Genomic DNA, 17,529 nt, shown 5'->3' on the forward strand with positions numbered 1-17,529 from the left:
GGTGTGATGCGACACACACCTTGAGGAGGGACCTTTCATGCCCGTAGCCGCCCGTGCTCGCCTGGTCCTCGCCGCTGCGACGTCCGTGGTCCTGGTAGCCACCGGGTGCAGCAGCAGCGGCGGAAGCAGCAGTAGCTCGTCGGACACCAGCAAGACCTTCAGCTACCAGAGCAACGAGCCGCAGAACCCGCTGCAGCCCGCCAACGCGAACGAGGTCGGCGGCGGTCGCATCATCCAGAACCTCTTCAAGGGCCTGGTCGACTACGACCCCGGCAACGCCAAGATCCGGATGCAGGTCGCGGACAAGATCGACACCAGCGACTCGCAGACCTTCACCGTCACGCTCAAGGACGGCTGGAAGTTCCACGACGGCACCCCGGTGCACGCCAAGAACTTCGTCGACGCGTGGAACTGGGGCGCCAACCCCGCCAACAACCAGATCAACAGCTCCTGGTTCTCCGACATCGAGGGCTACCAGGACATCCACCCCACCTCCGGCAAGCCGACCACGGACAAGCTGTCCGGCCTGACCGTCACCGACGACCTGCACTTCACCGTCAAGCTGAGCCACAAGGTCTCGTACTTCGAGTACAAGCTCGGCTACATCGCCTTCTCGCCGCTGCCGGACGCCTTCTTCAACGACCCGGCCGGGTACGGGCAGAAGCCGGTGGGCAACGGCCCGTACCAGTTCGTCAGCTGGTCGCACAACAGCCAGGTGGTCACCAAGGCGTTCCCGGACTACCAGGGCGTGGACAAGCCGAAGAACGGCGGCATCGTCTTCAAGATGTACACCACGTCCGAGGCCGCCTACGCCGACCTGCAGTCCAACAACCTGGACGTGATGGACCAGGTGCCGCCGTCCGCGCTGGCGACGTACAAGAACGACCTCGGCGACCGGGCGGTGGACTCCCCGCAGGGCGCCATCCAGAACATCGGCTTCACCCTCTACCAGTCCGACTGGGCCTCGCCGGACAAGGCCAAGGTGCGCCAGGGCCTGTCGATGGCGATCGACCGCGACACCATCACCAAGACGGTGCTGCAGGGCTCCCGCAAGCCGGCCACCGCCTGGGTCGCCGAAGGCGTCGAGGGTTACAAGGACGGCGCCTGCGGGGACTTCTGCAAGTTCGACCCGGCCAAGGCCAAGCAGCTGATCCAGGAGGGCGGCGGAGCCCCCGGCAACAAGCTGCTGATCACCTACAACGCGGACGGCGGCCACAAGGAGTGGGTCGACGCGGTCTGCAACTCGATCCGGCAGAACACCGGCGTCGACTGCCTGGGCGACCCGAAGCCCGACTTCAAGACCGCGCGGGCGGCGATCACCAGCCACCAGCTCGACGGCGCCTTCCGCACCGGCTGGGTGCAGGACTACCCGCTGAACGCCAACTTCCTCGCCGACGTGTACCGCACCGGTGCCGCCTCCAACGACTTCGGTTACAGCAACCCGCAGTTCGACGACGACGCCACCAAGGCCGACGAGGCCGCCAGCGTCCCCGACACGGTGACCGGCTACCAGCAGGCCGAGTCCGTGCTGCCCAGCGGGATGCCGGCCATCCCGCTCTGGTACTACCGCACCAACTCGGGTTACTCGTCCAAGGTGCAGAACGTGAAGTTCGACTCCTTCGGCAACCCGGCCTGGACCCAGGTCGAGGTCAAGGGCTGATCCCCGGGCCCTGATCCCCTCGCGCCGGCCCCGCCCTCCCCGCACGGAGGGCGGGGCGCGGTCTCCCAGCCGACCGGCCCGGCCGGTCAGGCACCTAGGAAGGAGGCTCGGATGGGCAGTTACGTGCTGCGGCGGGTGCTGCAGATGATCCCCGTGTTCTTCGGCACCACACTGCTGATCTTCCTGATGGTCTACTCGCTGCCCGGTGACCCGGTGTCGGCACTGTTCGGCGAGAAGGCCGCCGACCCGGCCGTGGTGGCGAGCATCAAGCACACGTACTACCTGGACCAGCCGATCTGGAAGCAGTACCTGCACTACATGGGGAACCTCTTCCAAGGGGACTTCGGGACCAGCTTCACCGGCCGCCCGGTCGCCGACATCATGGCGGACGCCTTCCCGGTCACCATCCGGCTGGCGCTGATGGCCTTCGTCTTCGAGATGGTCCTCGGCCTCGCCTGCGGCGTGGTCTCCGGACTGCGGCGCGGCAGCATCGCGGACACCCTGGTGCTCATCCTCACCCTGGTGGTGATCTCGATCCCGGTCTTCGTGCTCGCCTACATCGCCCAGACGGTGTTCGCCACCAACCTGGGCTGGGTCACCCCCACGGTGCAGGACAGCTACGACCTCTCCCAACTCATCCTGCCGGCGATCGTCCTGGGCTCGCTCTCGCTCGCGTACGTCGCCAGGCTCACCCGGACGTCCATCGGCGAGAACCTGCGGGCCGACTACATCCGCACCGCGGTCGCCAAGGGCCTGCCCCGACGGACCATCATCACCCGCCACCTGCTGCGCAACTCGCTGATCCCCGTGGTCACCTTCCTCGGCACCGACCTCGGTGCGCTGATGGGCGGCGCGATCGTCACCGAGGGCATCTTCAACGTGCAGGGCATCGGCAACGTCCTGTACCGGGCGATCAACCAGAAGGAAGGCCCGACCGTGGTCGGCATCGTGACCGTCCTGGTGATCGTCTACCTGGTCGCCAGCCTGCTCGTCGACCTGCTCTACGCGGTCCTGGACCCGAGGATCCGCTATGCCTGACATCCACGACGAGGACTCGTACCAACCCCACCCCAAGCCGGGCATCTCCCACCTCGACTACGCGGGCGAGCAGGGCATGGCGGTCGAGCAGGAGACCCTGGTCGAACGGGACGCGGGGAAGCGGGAGGCCGCCCGCAGCCTCTGGGGCGACGCCTGGCGGGACCTGCGCCAGCGGCCGATCTTCCTGATCTCCGCGGTGCTGATCCTGCTGCTGGTCGTCATGGCGGTCTTCCCCTGGGCGTTCACCGACGCCGACCCGCGCAAGGCCGACCTGGTCAACGACTACCTCAAGCGGCCGAACTGGGGCGACGCCTTCGGAGCCGGCTGGTTCGGCTACGACGCGCAGGGCCGGTCCATCTACGCCCGGGTGATCTACGGCGCCCGCGCCTCGATCACCGTCGGCATCTTCGTGACCGCCGCGGTCACCGTGCTCGGCGGGCTCACCGGGATGGTCGCCGGGTACTTCGGCGGCGCCGTCGACGCGGTGCTCTCCCGGATCACCGACATCTTCTTCGGCATCCCGCTGCTGCTCGGCGCCCTGGTGCTGCTGAACGCCTTCGCCACCCGCACGGTGTGGAGCGTGGTCATCGCGCTGGGCGTGCTCGGCTGGACCCAGATCGCCCGTGTGATGCGCGGCGCGGTGCTGACCGTCAAACAGTCCGACTACGTGGTGGCCGGCCGGGCCCTCGGCGCCGGGACGGGACGGCTCATGTTCCGGCACATCCTGCCGAACGCGGTCGCCCCGGTGATCGTCGTCGCCACCATCGCGCTCGGCGGCTACATCGCCACCGAGGCGACGCTGAGCTTCCTCGGCATCGGCCTGCAGGACCCGACCATCTCCTGGGGCATCGACATCTCCTCCGCCCAGAAGGTGATCCGGACGGCGCCCTACGTGCTGTTCTTCCCGGCCGCGGCGCTCTCCGTCACCGTGCTGGCCTTCATCATGCTGGGCGACGCGGTGCGCGACGCCCTCGATCCGAAGCTTCGCTGAGCGAGGGGAGCGCATCGTGAGCACAGCGGTGGACACCACCGGGCACGAACGGGAGGCGGCGTACCAGGGGCCGCTGCTCGACGTACGCGACCTGCACGTCGAGTTCGCCACCCGGGACGGCGTCGCCCGGGCCGTGAACGGCGTCAACTACAGCGTCCGGGCGGGCGAGACGCTGGCGGTGCTGGGCGAGTCCGGCTCCGGCAAGTCGGTCACCGCGCAGGCGATCATGGGCATCCTGGACATGCCGCCGGCCCGGATCCCGCGCGGCGAGATCCGCTACCGGGGCCGGGACATGCTCACGATGGGCAAGGAGGAGCGGCGCAGGATCCGCGGCCAGAAGATCGCGATGATCTTCCAGGACGCGCTGTCCGCGCTCAACCCGGTCCTCACGGTGGGCTTCCAGCTCGGCGAGATGTTCCGGGCGCACCGGGGCGTCTCCCGCAAGGAGGCCACGGACAAGGCCGTCGAGCTGATGGACCGGGTGCGCATCCCCGCGGCCAAGCAGCGGGTGAACGACTACCCGCACCAGTTCTCCGGCGGCATGCGCCAGCGCATCATGATCGCGATGGCGCTGGCCCTGGAACCGGACCTGATCATCGCGGACGAGCCCACCACCGCCCTGGACGTCACCGTCCAGGCCCAGGTGATGGACCTGCTGGCCGAGTTGCAGGCCGAGTTCAACATGGGGCTGATCCTGATCACCCACGACCTGGGCGTGGTCGCCGACGTCGCCGACAAGATCGCGGTGATGTACGCGGGCCGGATCGTCGAGACCGCCCCGGTGCACGAGCTGTACGCACGGCCCGCGCACCCGTACACCCGCGGCCTGCTCGACTCCATCCCGCGGCTGGACCAGAAGGGCCAGGAGCTCTACGCGATCAAGGGCCTGCCGCCCAACCTGCTGCGGATCCCCCCGGGCTGCGCCTTCAACCCGCGCTGCCCCCGCGCACAGGACATCTGCCGGACCGAGGTGCCCGAGCTGTTCGAGGTCGTCGAGGACGACGGGACGCCGCTGGAGGGACGCGGCAGCGCCTGCTTCTTCTGGAAGGAGACCCTCCATGACCGCTAACGGGGCCAGCGCACTGGGCGCGGCGGTGCCGGAGGAGGCCGCCTTCACCCAGGAGGTGCCGCGCGGCGAGCCCATCCTCGAAGTCCGGGACCTCGTCAAGCACTTCCCGCTGACCCAGGGCGTCCTGTTCAAGAAGCAGGTCGGCGCCGTCAAGGCCGTCGACGGGGTCAGCTTCGACCTGATGCAGGGCGAGACGCTCGGCATCGTCGGCGAGTCCGGCTGCGGGAAGTCCACGCTGGCCAAGGTGCTGATGAACCTCGAGCCGGCCACGGGGGGATCCGTCCGCTACAAGGGGGAGGAGATCTCCCGGCTCTCCGGATCGGCGCTGAAGGCCGTCCGGCGGAACATCCAGATGGTGTTCCAGGACCCGTACACCTCGCTCAACCCGCGCATGACCGTCGGCGACATCATCGGGGAGCCGTTCGAGATCCACCCCGAGGTGGCGCCCAAGGGCGACCGCCGCAAGGCCGTCCAGGACCTGCTGGACGTGGTCGGGCTCAACCCCGAGTACATCAACCGGTACCCGCACCAGTTCTCCGGCGGCCAGCGCCAACGCATCGGCATCGCGCGGGGGTTGACGCTCAAACCGGAGGTCATCATCTGCGACGAGCCGGTGTCCGCCCTGGACGTGTCGGTGCAGGCGCAGGTGATCAACCTGCTGGAGCAGCTGCAGGGCGACTTCAACCTGTCGTACATGTTCATCGCGCACGACCTCTCGATCGTCCGGCACATCTCCGACCGGGTCGGCGTGATGTACCTGGGCCGGATCGTCGAGATCGGCAGCGACGCGGAGATCTACAACCACGCCACCCACCCGTACACCCAGGCGCTGCTCTCCGCGGTGCCCGTTCCGGACCCGACGGCGCGCGAGTCACGGGACCGGATCGTGCTCACGGGGGACGTGCCCTCGCCGGCCAACCCGCCGTCGGGCTGCCGGTTCCGCACCCGGTGCTGGAAGGCGCAGCAGCGGTGCGAGGTCGAGGTGCCGCTGCTCGCCGTGCCGAGCTGGCTGCAGGGGGCGGCGGCTCATGACTCGGCGTGTCACTTCGCTGCGGAGCGCGAGAGTGAGCAGAGCGCTGCGGAGCGCGAGAGTGAGCAGAGCGCGGCGGAGCGCGAGGGTGGGCAGGGCCCCGGCTGACCGGTTTCCGTTCAAGGGCGCGTCCCCGTACGGGGGGCGCGCCCTTCGCCGTTCGTCCCGTGATGGAAAAGTGATCTGCCGCAGGGTCGCCAAGTGCGGTCCGGTCCTTGATAGTTGCTCTGCGCCTATCGGTGGTCGCTGCTGCGCTGAGGAGGACTGCTCACATGGACGCGGTGGAGGTGATCGGCGGCGGTCGGGAGAACCTGGTGCCCGGGACTCCGTTGCTGGAGGTCGAGGATCTGCACGTGGAGTTCCACACTCGGGACGGCGTCGCGAAGGCCGTCAACGGGGTGAGCTACGCGGTGTCGGCCGGCGAGACGCTGGCGGTGCTGGGGGAGTCGGGGTCGGGCAAGTCGGTGACCGCGCAGGCGGTCATGGGGATCCTGGACATGCCGCCGGGGCGGATCACCGCGGGGAGGATCCTGTTCCGCGGCGAGGACCTGCTGACCATGGGAGCCGGCGCGCGGCGGGCCGTCCGGGGTCGGCGGATCGCGATGATCTTCCAGGACGCGCTGTCCGCGCTCAACCCGGTGCTCAGCGTCGGCTACCAGCTCGGCGAGATGTTCCGGGTGCACCAGGGCGCCTCCCGCAAGGAGGCGAAGGACAAGGCCGTCGAGCTGATGGACCGGGTGCGCATCCCCGCGGCCCGGCAGCGCGTCGGCGACTTCCCGCACCAGTTCTCCGGCGGCATGCGCCAGCGCATCATGATCGCGATGGCGCTGGCCCTGGAACCGGACCTGATCATCGCGGACGAGCCCACCACCGCCCTGGACGTCACCGTCCAGGCCCAAGTGATGGACCTGCTGGCCGAGTTGCAGGCCGAGTTCAACATGGGGCTGATCCTGATCACCCACGACCTGGGCGTGGTCGCCGACGTCGCGGACAAGATCGCGGTGATGTACGCGGGTCGGATCGTAGAGACCGCCCCGGTGCACGAGCTGTACGCGCGCCCGGCGCACCCGTACACCAAGGGCCTGCTCGACTCCATCCCGCGGCTGGACCAGAAGGGCCAGGACCTGCACGCCATCAAGGGCCTGCCGCCGAACCTGCTGCGGATCCCCGAGGGCTGCGCCTTCAACCCCCGCTGCGGTCTCGCACAGGACCGCTGCCGCACCGAACTGCCGCCGCTGGCACCGGTGGCGGGCGAGCAGGGGGAGGAGCTGGCGGGCCGCCGCAGCGCCTGCCACTACTGGCGCGAGACGCTGCACGGCTGAGGCCGCCCGACCCCGACTGCCCGGCCCTGGCTCCCAGGGCTGGTAGCTGGACCGCTACTTCGCGAAGCCCACGTTCTCCCAGACGATGTCGGACAGGCCCTGCGCGCCGATGTTGGCGAGGTCGGCGCGGGCGCCGTAGAGCTGGGGGCGCTGGTAGAGCGGCAGGACGCCGGCCACCTTCCAGAGCTCGCCGTCGGCCTGGTTGATCGCCTCGGAGACGGTGGCCGCATCGGACGCGGCGGCGGCCCGGTCGAGGGCGGTGTCGACCGCCGCGCTGCCCGCGCCGACGTGGTTGGTGCCGCCGTTCTGGACGAAGTTGGCGCGGTTGCCGCTGGCCGGGAACGGGGTGCCGAGGAGCGAGTAGGCGGTGATGTCGAAGTCGTCGCGGTTGATGTACTTGTCGAAGAACTCGTTGGCGGGGGCGGTCACTGTGCTGACCTTGATCCCGACGTCCTTGAGCATCCTGGTGGTGTTCGCGGCCTCGTTCTGGGCCTGGGTCACACCGGCCGGGATGACCATCCGCAGGCTGAGCTCGCGGCCGTCCTTCTTCCGTACGTCGCCGTCGAGCTTCCAGCCGGCCGAGTCGAGCTTGCGGGCGGCCTCGGTCGGGTCGTAGCGGGCCAGGCCCAGGGAGTTGTCGCGGTACCCGTTCTGGTTGGCGACCAGCAGGTGGTTGTTGAGCGGGACGGCGGGCCAGTCCAGGCCGTTGAGGTCGGAGCGGATGACGGCGTCCCGGTTGATCGCCTGGAACACGGCCTGGCGCACGGTCGCGTCGCTCAGCGCGGGAGTGTGGGCGTTCAGGGTGAACTGGCGGAAGTCCGGGCCGCCGGCCCGGCGCACGACGGCGCCCTTGGTGTTCCTGATGGTCTGGTAGCCGGCCACGTCCGGGCCGTTGTCGACGAGGTCGAGCTGCCCCTTGGCGAAGGCGGCGGCCATCGCGTCGGGGAGCATCGCGTGGAAGACGAGCTTGTCCAGCACCGGCTTGTCGCCCCACCAGGCGGGGTCGGCGACCAGGGTGACGGTCTGCGCGGCGCGGTCCAGCTGCTCGACCTTGAACGGGCCGGCGGTGACCGGGATGGCGTCCAGGTAGGCGGTGTTGAACAGTTCCGGGGTGGCGACCCGGGAGGCCGGCAGCAGCGGGGCGTTGCCCGCCCCGTTGAACATCGACTGCCACTCGGAGAACGGGCGGTCGAAGGTCATCACGGCCTGGAAGTCGTCCTTGCCGCGCTCGACGGAGGAGACCAGCTCGAAACCGGTGCTGCTGGAGGGCTTGTAGGCCGGGTCCTTGCCGTTCAGGGCACGCCAGTCGGCCTCGATGTCGCGCCAGGTGATCGGGGTGCCGTCGGACCAGTGGGCCTTCGGGTTGAGCGTCCAGGTGACCACCTGCCGGCCGTCCCTCAGCTCGGCGTGGGCCTCCTGCAGGTAGGCGGGGTTGACGGTCTGGGTGCCGGCCGCGTCCGAGCGGAAGAAGGTCGGCAGCAGCGGCTTGGTGACGGCGATGGTCGAGGACTCGCTGCCGTCCTCGTGGATCGGCGACCACTGGCGGGAGAACTGGGCGATCGCCAGGTTCAGGGTGCCGCCCTGGCGCAGCCGGGCGCGGTCGTGGGGGTTGATGTCGACCGAGGTGAGCTTGGGCGACGCGGGGGCGGACGGCAGCGCCCCGGCGCCGGCGTCGCCCTGGCCGGAGGCGCAGGAGCAGAGCGCCAGGGAGAGGGTGAGGGCGGTGAGGCCGGCGAGCAGGGCCGTCCCGTGGTGCTGGAGGCGGCGGCCCATCGGCGTACTCCCCGAGGTGGATGTGACGGAAGGTGTGGCGTCACATCTTGCTGACCGGGGGTGGAGTTGTCGAGGGGCGGGCCCGGATGAGGACCCGCCCCCGTGACGAGGGCCCGGTGTGTCAGACCGCGAACTTGAAGGTGCGGTCCTTGTCACCGGTCTTGTCGAAGACCGAGCCGACGCCGTCCGCGACGTCCTGCGGGGTGATCGCGACCAGCTGGCCGTTCTTCTTGATCTTCACCTTGTCGAACACGGTGCCCAGCTGGGCGGTGAGCGCGTCGATGTCCCACTTGGGCACGATCTTGCCGGAGGCGTCCGGAACGAGGGTCAGCGCCTTGGAGGCGGTCTTCGCGCCGAAGTCCCAGGTCTTCGTGCCCGCCAGGACGTGCACCTTGCCGCTGGCGATCTGCTTGCCGAGGCCGTCGGCGGCCGCCTGCAGGGCCTGGGTGGAGACCTTGGGCTGGGCGGCCGTGACGGCGAGGGCGATCGGCTGGTCGGCCTTGCCGGCCGCGCGGTCGCGGTAGGCCTGCTCGACCACGTCCAGGGCGCTCGCCGAGTCGACCGCCTGGCCGGCCCGGCCGGGGACGACGACCGGATCGCCGTTGTCACCGAACTTGACGTAGCCCTCCTGCAGGCCCTGGCCGGAGCCGGCCGCCAGCGTGTCGAGGGCGGCCTTGAGCTTGGCCCGGTCGACCTTGACGTCCGGCGCGACGGCCTTGCTGCCGCCCTTGAGCGACGTGATGACGTCGACCGGGTTGTAGCTGTGCTGGGCCAGGCCGTCCACGGTGGCGGTGGTGTCGAAGCTCAGCCCGGCCACGGCCGGGTCGAGGTCCACGTTCTGGTCGCCGATCTTCAGCTTGAGCGGCTGCTGGCCCGCCTTGCCGACCGACTCGTCCAGCGAGTGGATCGCCTGGTCGCGGCTGTTGCCGCCGATGTCGGTGCCGAGGACCACGGTGCCCTTGGGCACGTCGGACTGGTTGAGCATCAGGCCGGTGCCGTACGCGGCGGCGCCGAGGAACAGCACGGCGCTGATGCCGTAGACGCCCAGCTTGACCAGCTTCTTGCCGCCGCCGCGCTTGGACTTGGCGGGCGCGGACTCGGCCTTCGCGGGAGCCGGGGTGGGCGGGGTGGCGGCCGGGGCGCCCTGGGCGTCCTCGGCGGGGGTCGGCAGCGGGGTGAACTCGGTGGCCTCCGGGTCGAGGCCGGACGGCTGGGGGCGGCCGGGCTGCGGGCCGGCGCCGGGCGCGCCCGGGAAGAACCCGCCGGGGCCCGCCGGGGCGGCGGGGACGTCCTGGCCGGGGGCGGCCGGGCGCTGGGTGGCGAACGGGTCGGTGCCGGTGGGCGCCGAGGCGAACAGTCCCGGCTGCGTACGGCCGTCGGCACCGCGCGGGGCGCCGTTGCGGGGTGGGCCGGATATCGCGGCGGGCGGCGGGGTGTCCTCGCGGATCGGCCGGAAGCCGTCGACGGAGGTGTCCTCCGGGCTCGGGCCGTTCGGCTGGAAGCCGTTCTGCGGGCCGGGCTGCTGCCGGTTCTGCTGCGGGCCGTTCGGCCGGGGACGGTTCTGCTGCTGCCGGTTCTGTTGCCGGTTCTGCTGCTGCCGATCCTGCTGGGGACGGCCGCCGCGCGGACCGCGCGTACCGGCGTCGGGGCCGGGAGCCGGGGCGAACGGGTCGGCCCCCGGCGCGAACGGGGCGGCGGCCTCGTAGACGCCGGGCTCCTCCGCCGGGGCCTCGGCGCGGCGGGGCACGCCGGGCGGCGTCGGGGCGGCCGGGTTCGGCGACTTGCCCTGGGCGGGCACCGGACGGCCGTTCGGGGCGCCGCCGTTCGCCCGGGCGGCGGTGCCGCCGCCCGGGCGGGCGGCCTGCGGCCGGGGCGCGGCCTTCGCCGGGTTCGGGGCGCCGGCCGGCACCGCGGCCGGGGCGGGCTCGGCGGTCTGGGCCTTCTTCTGCCGCGGCCGGAACCAGGCGCCGGTGGACTCCGACTCCGAGGTCGCCGGCGGGATCGCCGGGACCTGCCACTCCGGCGGCAGGTTCGGCGGGGTGGAGGCGCCGCCGCCGTCCATCACACCGAGGACGGGCGAGGCCGGCGCGGAGCGGTGCCGCGGGCCGCCCTGCTCGGGGGCGGCGGCCGGGGCCTCCTCGGCCGGCGCGTCCTCGTTCTTGACGGCGCTGCGGACGACGACCGGCGGGATCGGGCGCGAGCCGGGGATGTTGATCCGGACCCGGGTGGTCAGGGTGGTCTCGGTCTTCGGGCCGTCGTCCTCGCCGCCCGACGCGGCGCCCTGGCCGGCGCCGGCCGCGGACCGGTCGCCGCCGGGCAGCCCCGGTGTGCCGTAGGGCGGCGTGCCCGACGGGTAGGCGTCCGGGCCCGTGCGCCGGGGCGTCGGGTGGGCGTTGTCAGATTCGCGGCTGCTCAATGCTGCTCTGCTCCGGGTTCGCGGGCGGGCCGTGCGGCGCGACCGCGGTTCGTGGTCGCCGGGCCCGGCTGGGGCGGGCGGCGGTCGGGTACGGCGTTCTGCGGGACCACCATACTGGGAAGAACTGAGCGGTGAACGGCTTCGGACAGATCCTGATACGTCCGGTTCCTCCGGTATGAGAGTAAGGCCGGGCGCTCCTGACTGCGCGTCGTACGCGGTGCCGTACGCCGCGGGCGGGCGGGTCAGCGCGGGGGGCCGGGCACCCCGGGGAACCAGCTGGTGCGGGTGGGCAGGGTGGCGCAGATCACGCCGAGCACCGAGCCGGCGAACAGCCAGGCCAGCGAGGTGGCGTTGGACCACAGCACGTTGTCGCCCTCCGGCCGGGGCACGATCAGCAGCAGCATCGCCAGGAACCAGCCCGCGGCGGGGGCGCCCGCGCCGAGGCGGGTGCCGGTGACCCGCAGGCCGGCGTAGAAGGTGGCGGCCGTCGCGGCGAGCGCCAGCAGGACCCCCACGGGCGGCCACAGGGCCTGCACAAAGGATCCGCAGACCGACACGGCGATGCCGAGCAGGAAGAACAGGACATACGCCGCGATCCGGGCGGCGCGCGGGGGTTGGGGCTCGGCCAGCCGCTCCGCGCGGGTGCCGAGGACGGCCGCCGGGACGGACCGGCGCGGCGGCTGGGCGGCGGGCTTGCTCATCGGGCGTCCTCCTCGGGGTCCGCGGGCGCGGTGTCGAGGCCCGTGAACAGGTCGTCCTCCGGGTCGCCCGGTCCGGCCTGACCGCGTGCCAACTGGTAGTACTCGGTGGTGAGCAGGGGCTGGCCGAGGTCGTTGGAGAGCGCGAAGAACGCGCCGTCCACGGTGATCTGGGTGGCGTGCGCGGCCATCGCGGCGGCCTTGCGCCCGGCGTACGCGGCGCCGTCCAGCACCGTGGTGACCACCTCGTCGGCGACCACGCCGGGTACGTCGGACGGCTGGGCGACGCCCGGGAAGGAGGCCTTGGCGGCCGTCTCGGCGAGCCCGGCCTCGATCACCGAGCGGGGCACCCGGTTCCAGTACACCTTGGCGACCCGCCAGGGCCGGCCCGACTCCGGGCGGTACGCCGGATCGGCGGCCAGCTCGTGGGCGCGCATGGCGACCCGGTGCGCCTGGATGTGATCCGGGTGCCCGTAGCCGCCGTTCTCGTCGTACGTGACCAGGACCTGCGGCCGCACCTCGCGGATCACCGCGACCAGGTGGCCGGCCGCCTCGTCCACGTCCGCCCGCCAGAAGCAGTCGGGTGCGTCGTTGTCGGGCACGCCCATCATCCCGGAGTCGCGGTAGCGCCCCGGTCCGCCGAGGAAGCGGACGTCGGTGACGCCCAGGGAGCGCATCGCCTCGGTGAGCTCGCCGATCCGGTACGCGCCGAGGGTGCCGTCCCGATCGGCCGTCAGGTGGGCCAGCTCCGGGGGGATCACCTCGCCGCCCTCGCCGAGGGTGCAGGTCACCAGCGTGACCCGGGCGCCCTCGGCGGCGTACCGGGCCATGGTGGCGCCGTTGCCGATCGACTCGTCGTCGGGGTGCGCGTGCACCAGGAGGAGTCGGCGGCCGGTAGTCGCGGTCATGGGAGGAAGCCTAACGACCGCCGTGGCGGGGTCAGAGCTTCAGGCCGTTGATCATCCCGGCGAGGTTGCTGGTGACCTGGCTGATCGACGGGGCGATCGAGCTGGAGGCCAGGTAGAAGCCGAGCAGCGCGCAGACGATCGCGTGGGCCAGCTTCAGGCCGGAGCGGCGGATCAGCATCACCACGATGACCAGCATCAGTACGGCTGCGGAGATGTTCAGGGCCATGTCGGCTCACACCCCTTCTCGGGCTCCGCCACCCCGGGAAAGGGCGGCGATGGGACGGCACGGGACTGGCGTCTGCGGGTGGCCGGGGCCCGGGACGGGGCCGACGATCACTCGCTCGACAAGTCATACCCGATGGGTGAGGGGAGTATCACGTTCGGTGAGCTCTGGCGTGCCGGGGTGGAAGGCGTGCAGGGGGCGCACGGGCCGGTCGGAAGGGGTTCGGGGCCCTTTGGGGTGCACTCGGGAACGATGCTCCGAACGAGTGATCACCAGCCTCCCGGTGGCGGCAGTTCGGCGTCGTAGGGTCTGGTGCCATGACCTCCCACACCCCTGCGGACACCTTCCCCCGGCAGTACGCGCGGACCCTGCGCTACACCGTCGGCGCGCCCCGCTCCTTCTCCGTCGCACCGGACGGCTCGCGGGTCCTCTTCCTCCGCTCCTCGCCCCGGCCCCCCGCCGGGCGAGCCCCCACGGGCAGCGGCCGGGCCAACCTGCTCTGGACCCTCGACACCGCCACCGGCGAGGAGCGGATCGCCGCCGACCCCGCCGTCCTGCTGGGCGGCGGCGAGGAGGACCTCTCGCCGGCCGAGAAGGCCCGCCGCGAGCGCAGCCGCGAGGGCTCGGCCGGCATCGTCGGCTACGCCCTGGACGCGGCCGGCACGCTGGCCGCGTTCGCGCTCTCCGGCCGACTGTTCACCGCCGACCTCGTCACCGGCGCCACCGCCGAACTGCCCGCCCGCGGGCCGCTGCTGGACCCGCGGCCGTCGCCGGACGGCGGGTACGTCGCCTACGCCAACACCGCCGGCGAACTGCGGCTGACCCGCACCGACGGCAGCGGCGACCGGGTGCTCGCCGAGCCGGACGGCCCGAACGTCACCTGGGGGCAGGCCGAGTTCATCGCCCAGGAGGAGATGGACCGCGACCGCGGCTTCTGGTGGTCCCCGGAGGGCGACCGGCTGCTGGTCGAGCGCGCCGACGACAGCCCGGTGCGCCGCTGGTGGATCGCCGACCCGGCCAACCCGGACCGTGAGCCCGCCGAGGTCGCCTACCCGGCGGCCGGCACCCCCAACGCCGAGGTCGGGCTCTGGGTGCTCGACCTGCACGGCGGGCGCACCGAGGTGGTCTGGGACCGTACGGCCTTCCCGTACCTGGGCCGGGTGCACTGGTCGAAGGGCGGCGTGCCGCTGCTGCAGGTGCAGTCCCGCGACCAGCGCAGCCAGCGGATCCTCGGCCTGGACGTCGCCACCGGCGCCACCGAGGTGCTGCACGAGGAGGAGGACGGCGCCTGGCTGGAGCTGTTCCGGGGTGTCCCGGCGTGGACCCCGGACGGCAAGCTGGTGCGGATCTCGGACGGGGGCGGTGTGCGGGCGCTGGTGATCGGCGACCAGACCGTCACCGGGGCCGACCTGCACCTGCGGTCGGTCGTCGCCGTCACCGAGGACGAGGTGTTCTTCACCGCCTCCGGCGGCGCCACCGAGACCGACCCCGAGCCCGGCTGGGTCGCCGTCGGCCGGATCAGCCACGACGGCAAGCGGCTCGGCTGGGAATCCGCCAACGGGCGGCCGTTCACCTCCGTCACCAGCGCGGTGCACGCCGGCGGGATCACCGTCCGGGCCACCGCCGAGCCCGACCTGCCCGGCAGCCTCGTCCAGGTCGCCCGGGACCTGCCCGAGGGCCTGGCGGTCGACGACGTCGCCACCATCGCCTCGTACGCCGAGACCCCGGTCATCACCGCCCGCCCGGTCTTCCGCTTCGCCGGCGAGCGCCGCATCCCGGCCGCCGTCTTCCTGCCCACCGGCTACGACCGCGAGCGCGACGGCCTGCTGCCCGTCCTGATGGACCCGTACGGCGGCCCGCACGGCCAGCGCGTCGTCCAGGCGCACAACCCGCACCTCAACTCGCAGTGGTTCGCCGACCAGGGCTTCGCGGTGGTCGTCGCCGACGGCCGCGGCACCCCCGGACGCGGGCCGGCCTGGGAGAAGTCCATCGCCCACGACTTCGCCGGGGCCACCCTGGACGACCAGGTGGCGGCGCTGCAGGCGCTCGCCGAGGAGTTCCCGCTGGACCTCGGGCGGGTCGCCATCCGCGGCTGGTCGTACGGCGGCTACCTCGCCGCCCTCGCCGTCCTGCGCCGCCCGGACGTCTTCCACGCGGCGGTGTCCGGCGCGCCGGTGACCGACTGGGCGCTGTACGACACCCACTACACCGAGCGCTACCTGGGCGACCCGGCCGAGCGGCCCGAGGTGTACGACGCCAACTCGCTGACCGGGTACGCGGCCGGGCTGGAGCGCCCGCTGATGATCATCCACGGGCTGGCCGACGACAACGTGGTGGCCGCGCACACGCTGCGGCTCTCCTCGGCGCTGCTGGCCGCCGGGCGCCCGCACACCGTGCTGCCGCTCTCCGGCGTCACCCACATGACGCCGCAGGAGGAGGTCGCGGAGAACCTGCTGCTGCTCCAAGTCGACTTCCTGAAGCGCTCGCTGGGCCTGTGACGAGGCCGTGAACGGGGCCCGTGGCGGGGCCTGACAACCGCCCCTCACCAGCCCGCCCGGCGGCCGGTGCCCTGATACGGGTACCGGCCGCCGGCATGACATCCGTCATACCGAACGCACGACGGCGGACACTGCCGCCGCGACCCGCCCGCGCGGGACTCTGAGGTGGTGCGAACAGCACCGGGCACGACACCACCAGGAAAGAGGAGCCGGGCGATGGACACCGAGGTGGCCGCCTTCCGCGGCGTGGGCAAGAGCTACGGGCACGTGCGCGCCGTGGACGGACTGGACCTCGTACTGCGGCCGGGCGAGACCGTCGCCCTGCTCGGGCCGAACGGTGCCGGGAAGTCCACCAGCCTGGACCTGCTGCTCGGCCTGCGGGAACCCGACCAGGGCGGCGTGACGCTGTTCGGCGGCACCCCGCGGGCGGCGATCGCGGCCGGCCGGGTCGGTGCGATGCTCCAGAGCGGCGGCCTGATGTCCGACGTCAAGGTGCGCGAACTGGTCGGGCTCGCCTGCGACGTGCATCCCCGCGGTCGGTCGGTCACGGGGGTGCTGGCCGACGCGGGGATCACGGAGCTGGCGGAGCGCCGGGTCGACAAGCTGTCCGGCGGCCAGGAGCAGCGGGTCCGCTTCGCCCTGGCGATCGCCGGCGACAACGACCTGATCGTCCTCGACGAGCCCACCACCGGCATGGACGTCAGCGTCCGGCAGGCGTTCTGGGCGAGCATGCGGGCGCAGGCCGACGCCGGGCGCACGGTGCTGTTCGCCACCCACTACCTGGAGGAGGCCGACTCGATCGCCGACCGCGTCCTGGTGCTGCACCGGGGCCGGCTGATCGCCGACGGCAGCTCCGCCGAGATCAAGGCGCGGGCCGGCGCCCGCCGGATCGCCTTCGAACTCCACGACACCGACGGGCAGTTCGAGGACGCCGTGCTGCGCACCCTGCCGGGCGCGCAGTCGCTGGACGTCACCGCCAGGGTCGCGGGAGTGCGGACGGTGCGGATCCGGACCACGGACGCCGACGCGAGCGTCGCCGGGATCTACCGGGCCGGCCTGTACCCGCGCGGTCTGGAGGTCACCGGCGTGGGCCTGGAACAGGCCTTCCTGACCATCACCGGCGAACTGGACCGCGAGGACGCCGCCCACGGCGCCGAGAAGGAGAACGCGCGATGACCACCCTGATCAAGCTGGAGATCCTGCGGACCCTCCGCAACCGGCGCTACCTGTTCTTCACCGTCCTCTACCCGGCGCTGATGTACGTCTTCTTCATCCACGCCTACGGCGCCGCCGACCAGGCCGGCGGGCTGCCGGTCAAGACCTACTTCATGGTCTCGATGGCCACCTTCGGCGCGGTCGGCGCGGTGCTCACCGGCAGCGCGCAGCGGATCTCGCTGGAACGCAAGAGCGGCTGGACCCGCCAACTGCGGCTGACCGCGCTGCCCGGCCGCGCGTACACCGTCGGCAAGATCGCGGCGAGCGCGGTCACCACCCTGCCGGCCATCCTGGTGGTCTTCGCCGTCGGCGTCGCCCAGGGCGTCTCGCTCACCGCGGCGCAGTGGACCGGGCTGGCCGTCGCGCTGTGGCTCGGCAGCTTCGTCTTCGCGGCGCTCGGCGTGGCACTCGGCTACGCGGCGGCCCCGGACGCGGTGCAGCCGATCGTGATGATCGTCTACATGGCGATGGCGCTACTCGGCGGCACCTGGTTCCCGGTGAGCGGCTCGCTGGAGAAGTTCGCCCGGTTCAACCCCGTCTACCTCTACAACCACCTGGCCACCTTCACCCAGCCCGGGCACTCCCTGGACACCGCCGCGGTCGCCGGACTGGCCGGCTTCCTCGCCGTGTTCGCCGTCGCCGCCGCGGCCCTGTACCGCCGCGACACCCGCCAGGCATGATGATCGAC

General features: G+C 72.0%; 13 protein-coding genes and 1 pseudogene. 9 read left to right on the plus strand and 5 right to left on the minus strand.

Annotated features, from left to right (window positions below; genetic code table 11):
- Positions 1-37 precede the first annotated feature (37 nt).
- The 6 genes from AC0B61_RS15190 to AC0B61_RS15215 all read left to right on the plus strand — a co-directional run bounded on the left by AC0B61_RS15190 (position 38) and on the right by AC0B61_RS15215 (position 7,110).
- On the plus strand, positions 38-1,660 hold the full coding sequence (locus AC0B61_RS15190) for a peptide ABC transporter substrate-binding protein (RefSeq protein ID WP_471741123.1): 1,623 nt from the start codon (positions 38-40) through the stop codon (positions 1,658-1,660).
- A 111-nt stretch (positions 1,661-1,771) separates the two neighbouring features.
- Positions 1,772-2,698 carry an ABC transporter permease gene (locus tag AC0B61_RS15195; protein ID WP_471741124.1) on the plus strand — a complete coding sequence of 309 codons (927 nt, stop codon included), beginning with the start codon at positions 1,772-1,774 and terminating at the stop codon, positions 2,696-2,698.
- Positions 2,699-2,774: 76 nt separating this feature from the next.
- Positions 2,775-3,689: an ABC transporter permease gene (locus AC0B61_RS15200; protein ID WP_471741275.1), complete on the plus strand. Its 915-nt coding sequence runs from the start codon at positions 2,775-2,777 to the stop codon at positions 3,687-3,689.
- Positions 3,690-3,705: 16 nt separating this feature from the next.
- Positions 3,706-4,758: an ABC transporter ATP-binding protein gene (locus AC0B61_RS15205; protein ID WP_471741125.1), complete on the plus strand. Its 1,053-nt coding sequence runs from the start codon at positions 3,706-3,708 to the stop codon at positions 4,756-4,758.
- The gene (locus AC0B61_RS15210) at positions 4,748-5,896 is read left to right on the plus strand and encodes an ABC transporter ATP-binding protein (RefSeq protein ID WP_471741126.1); all 1,149 of its coding nucleotides are present in this window, start codon (positions 4,748-4,750) and stop codon (positions 5,894-5,896) included. Before AC0B61_RS15205 ends, AC0B61_RS15210 begins: the two co-directional genes overlap by 11 nt.
- A gap of 164 nt (positions 5,897-6,060) precedes the next feature.
- A complete protein-coding gene (locus AC0B61_RS15215) occupies positions 6,061-7,110 on the plus strand; it encodes an ABC transporter ATP-binding protein (protein WP_471741127.1) in 1,050 nt (349 codons plus the stop codon).
- A 54-nt stretch (positions 7,111-7,164) separates the two neighbouring features.
- Here the strand turns inward: AC0B61_RS15215 and AC0B61_RS15220 are convergent, their stop codons facing one another.
- The 5 genes from AC0B61_RS15220 to AC0B61_RS15240 all read right to left on the minus strand — a co-directional run bounded on the left by AC0B61_RS15220 (position 7,165) and on the right by AC0B61_RS15240 (position 13,131).
- Complete coding sequence (locus AC0B61_RS15220) at positions 7,165-8,883, minus strand: ABC transporter family substrate-binding protein (protein ID WP_471741128.1); 1,719 nt, start codon at positions 8,881-8,883, stop codon at positions 7,165-7,167.
- 121 nt (positions 8,884-9,004) lie between these two features.
- Positions 9,005-11,299 (minus strand): peptidoglycan binding domain-containing protein, encoded by a 2,295-nt coding sequence (locus AC0B61_RS15225; protein ID WP_471741129.1) that lies wholly within the window; start codon positions 11,297-11,299, stop codon positions 9,005-9,007.
- 242 nt (positions 11,300-11,541) lie between these two features.
- The gene (locus AC0B61_RS15230) at positions 11,542-12,000 is read right to left on the minus strand and encodes a DUF6113 family protein (protein ID WP_471741130.1); all 459 of its coding nucleotides are present in this window, start codon (positions 11,998-12,000) and stop codon (positions 11,542-11,544) included.
- Positions 11,997-12,905 carry an N-acetyl-1-D-myo-inositol-2-amino-2-deoxy-alpha-D-glucopyranoside deacetylase gene (mshB, locus tag AC0B61_RS15235; RefSeq protein WP_471741131.1) on the minus strand — a complete coding sequence of 303 codons (909 nt, stop codon included), beginning with the start codon at positions 12,903-12,905 and terminating at the stop codon, positions 11,997-11,999. Before mshB ends, AC0B61_RS15230 begins: the two co-directional genes overlap by 4 nt.
- Positions 12,906-12,936: 31 nt before the next feature.
- The gene (locus tag AC0B61_RS15240; RefSeq protein WP_471741132.1) at positions 12,937-13,131 is read right to left on the minus strand and encodes a DUF2304 domain-containing protein; all 195 of its coding nucleotides are present in this window, start codon (positions 13,129-13,131) and stop codon (positions 12,937-12,939) included.
- A gap of 314 nt (positions 13,132-13,445) precedes the next feature.
- On the opposite strand from AC0B61_RS15240, the gene AC0B61_RS15245 reads away from it, so the two are divergent.
- The 3 genes and pseudogenes from AC0B61_RS15245 (at position 13,446) to AC0B61_RS15255 (ending at position 17,521) form a co-directional block, all read left to right on the plus strand.
- A complete protein-coding gene (locus AC0B61_RS15245) occupies positions 13,446-15,626 on the plus strand; it encodes a S9 family peptidase (protein ID WP_471741133.1) in 2,181 nt (726 codons plus the stop codon).
- Positions 15,627-15,899: 273 nt separating this feature from the next.
- Positions 15,900-16,802, plus strand: a pseudogene (locus AC0B61_RS15250) (ABC transporter ATP-binding protein); the annotation flags it as partial.
- Positions 16,799-17,521, plus strand: a complete 723-nt coding sequence (locus AC0B61_RS15255; protein WP_471741134.1) for an ABC transporter permease — start codon at positions 16,799-16,801, stop codon at positions 17,519-17,521. The pseudogene AC0B61_RS15250 and the gene AC0B61_RS15255, both read left to right, overlap by 4 nt.
- Positions 17,522-17,529: the final 8 nt, after the last annotated feature.

Source organism: Kitasatospora sp. NPDC023385 (assembly GCF_055664045.1).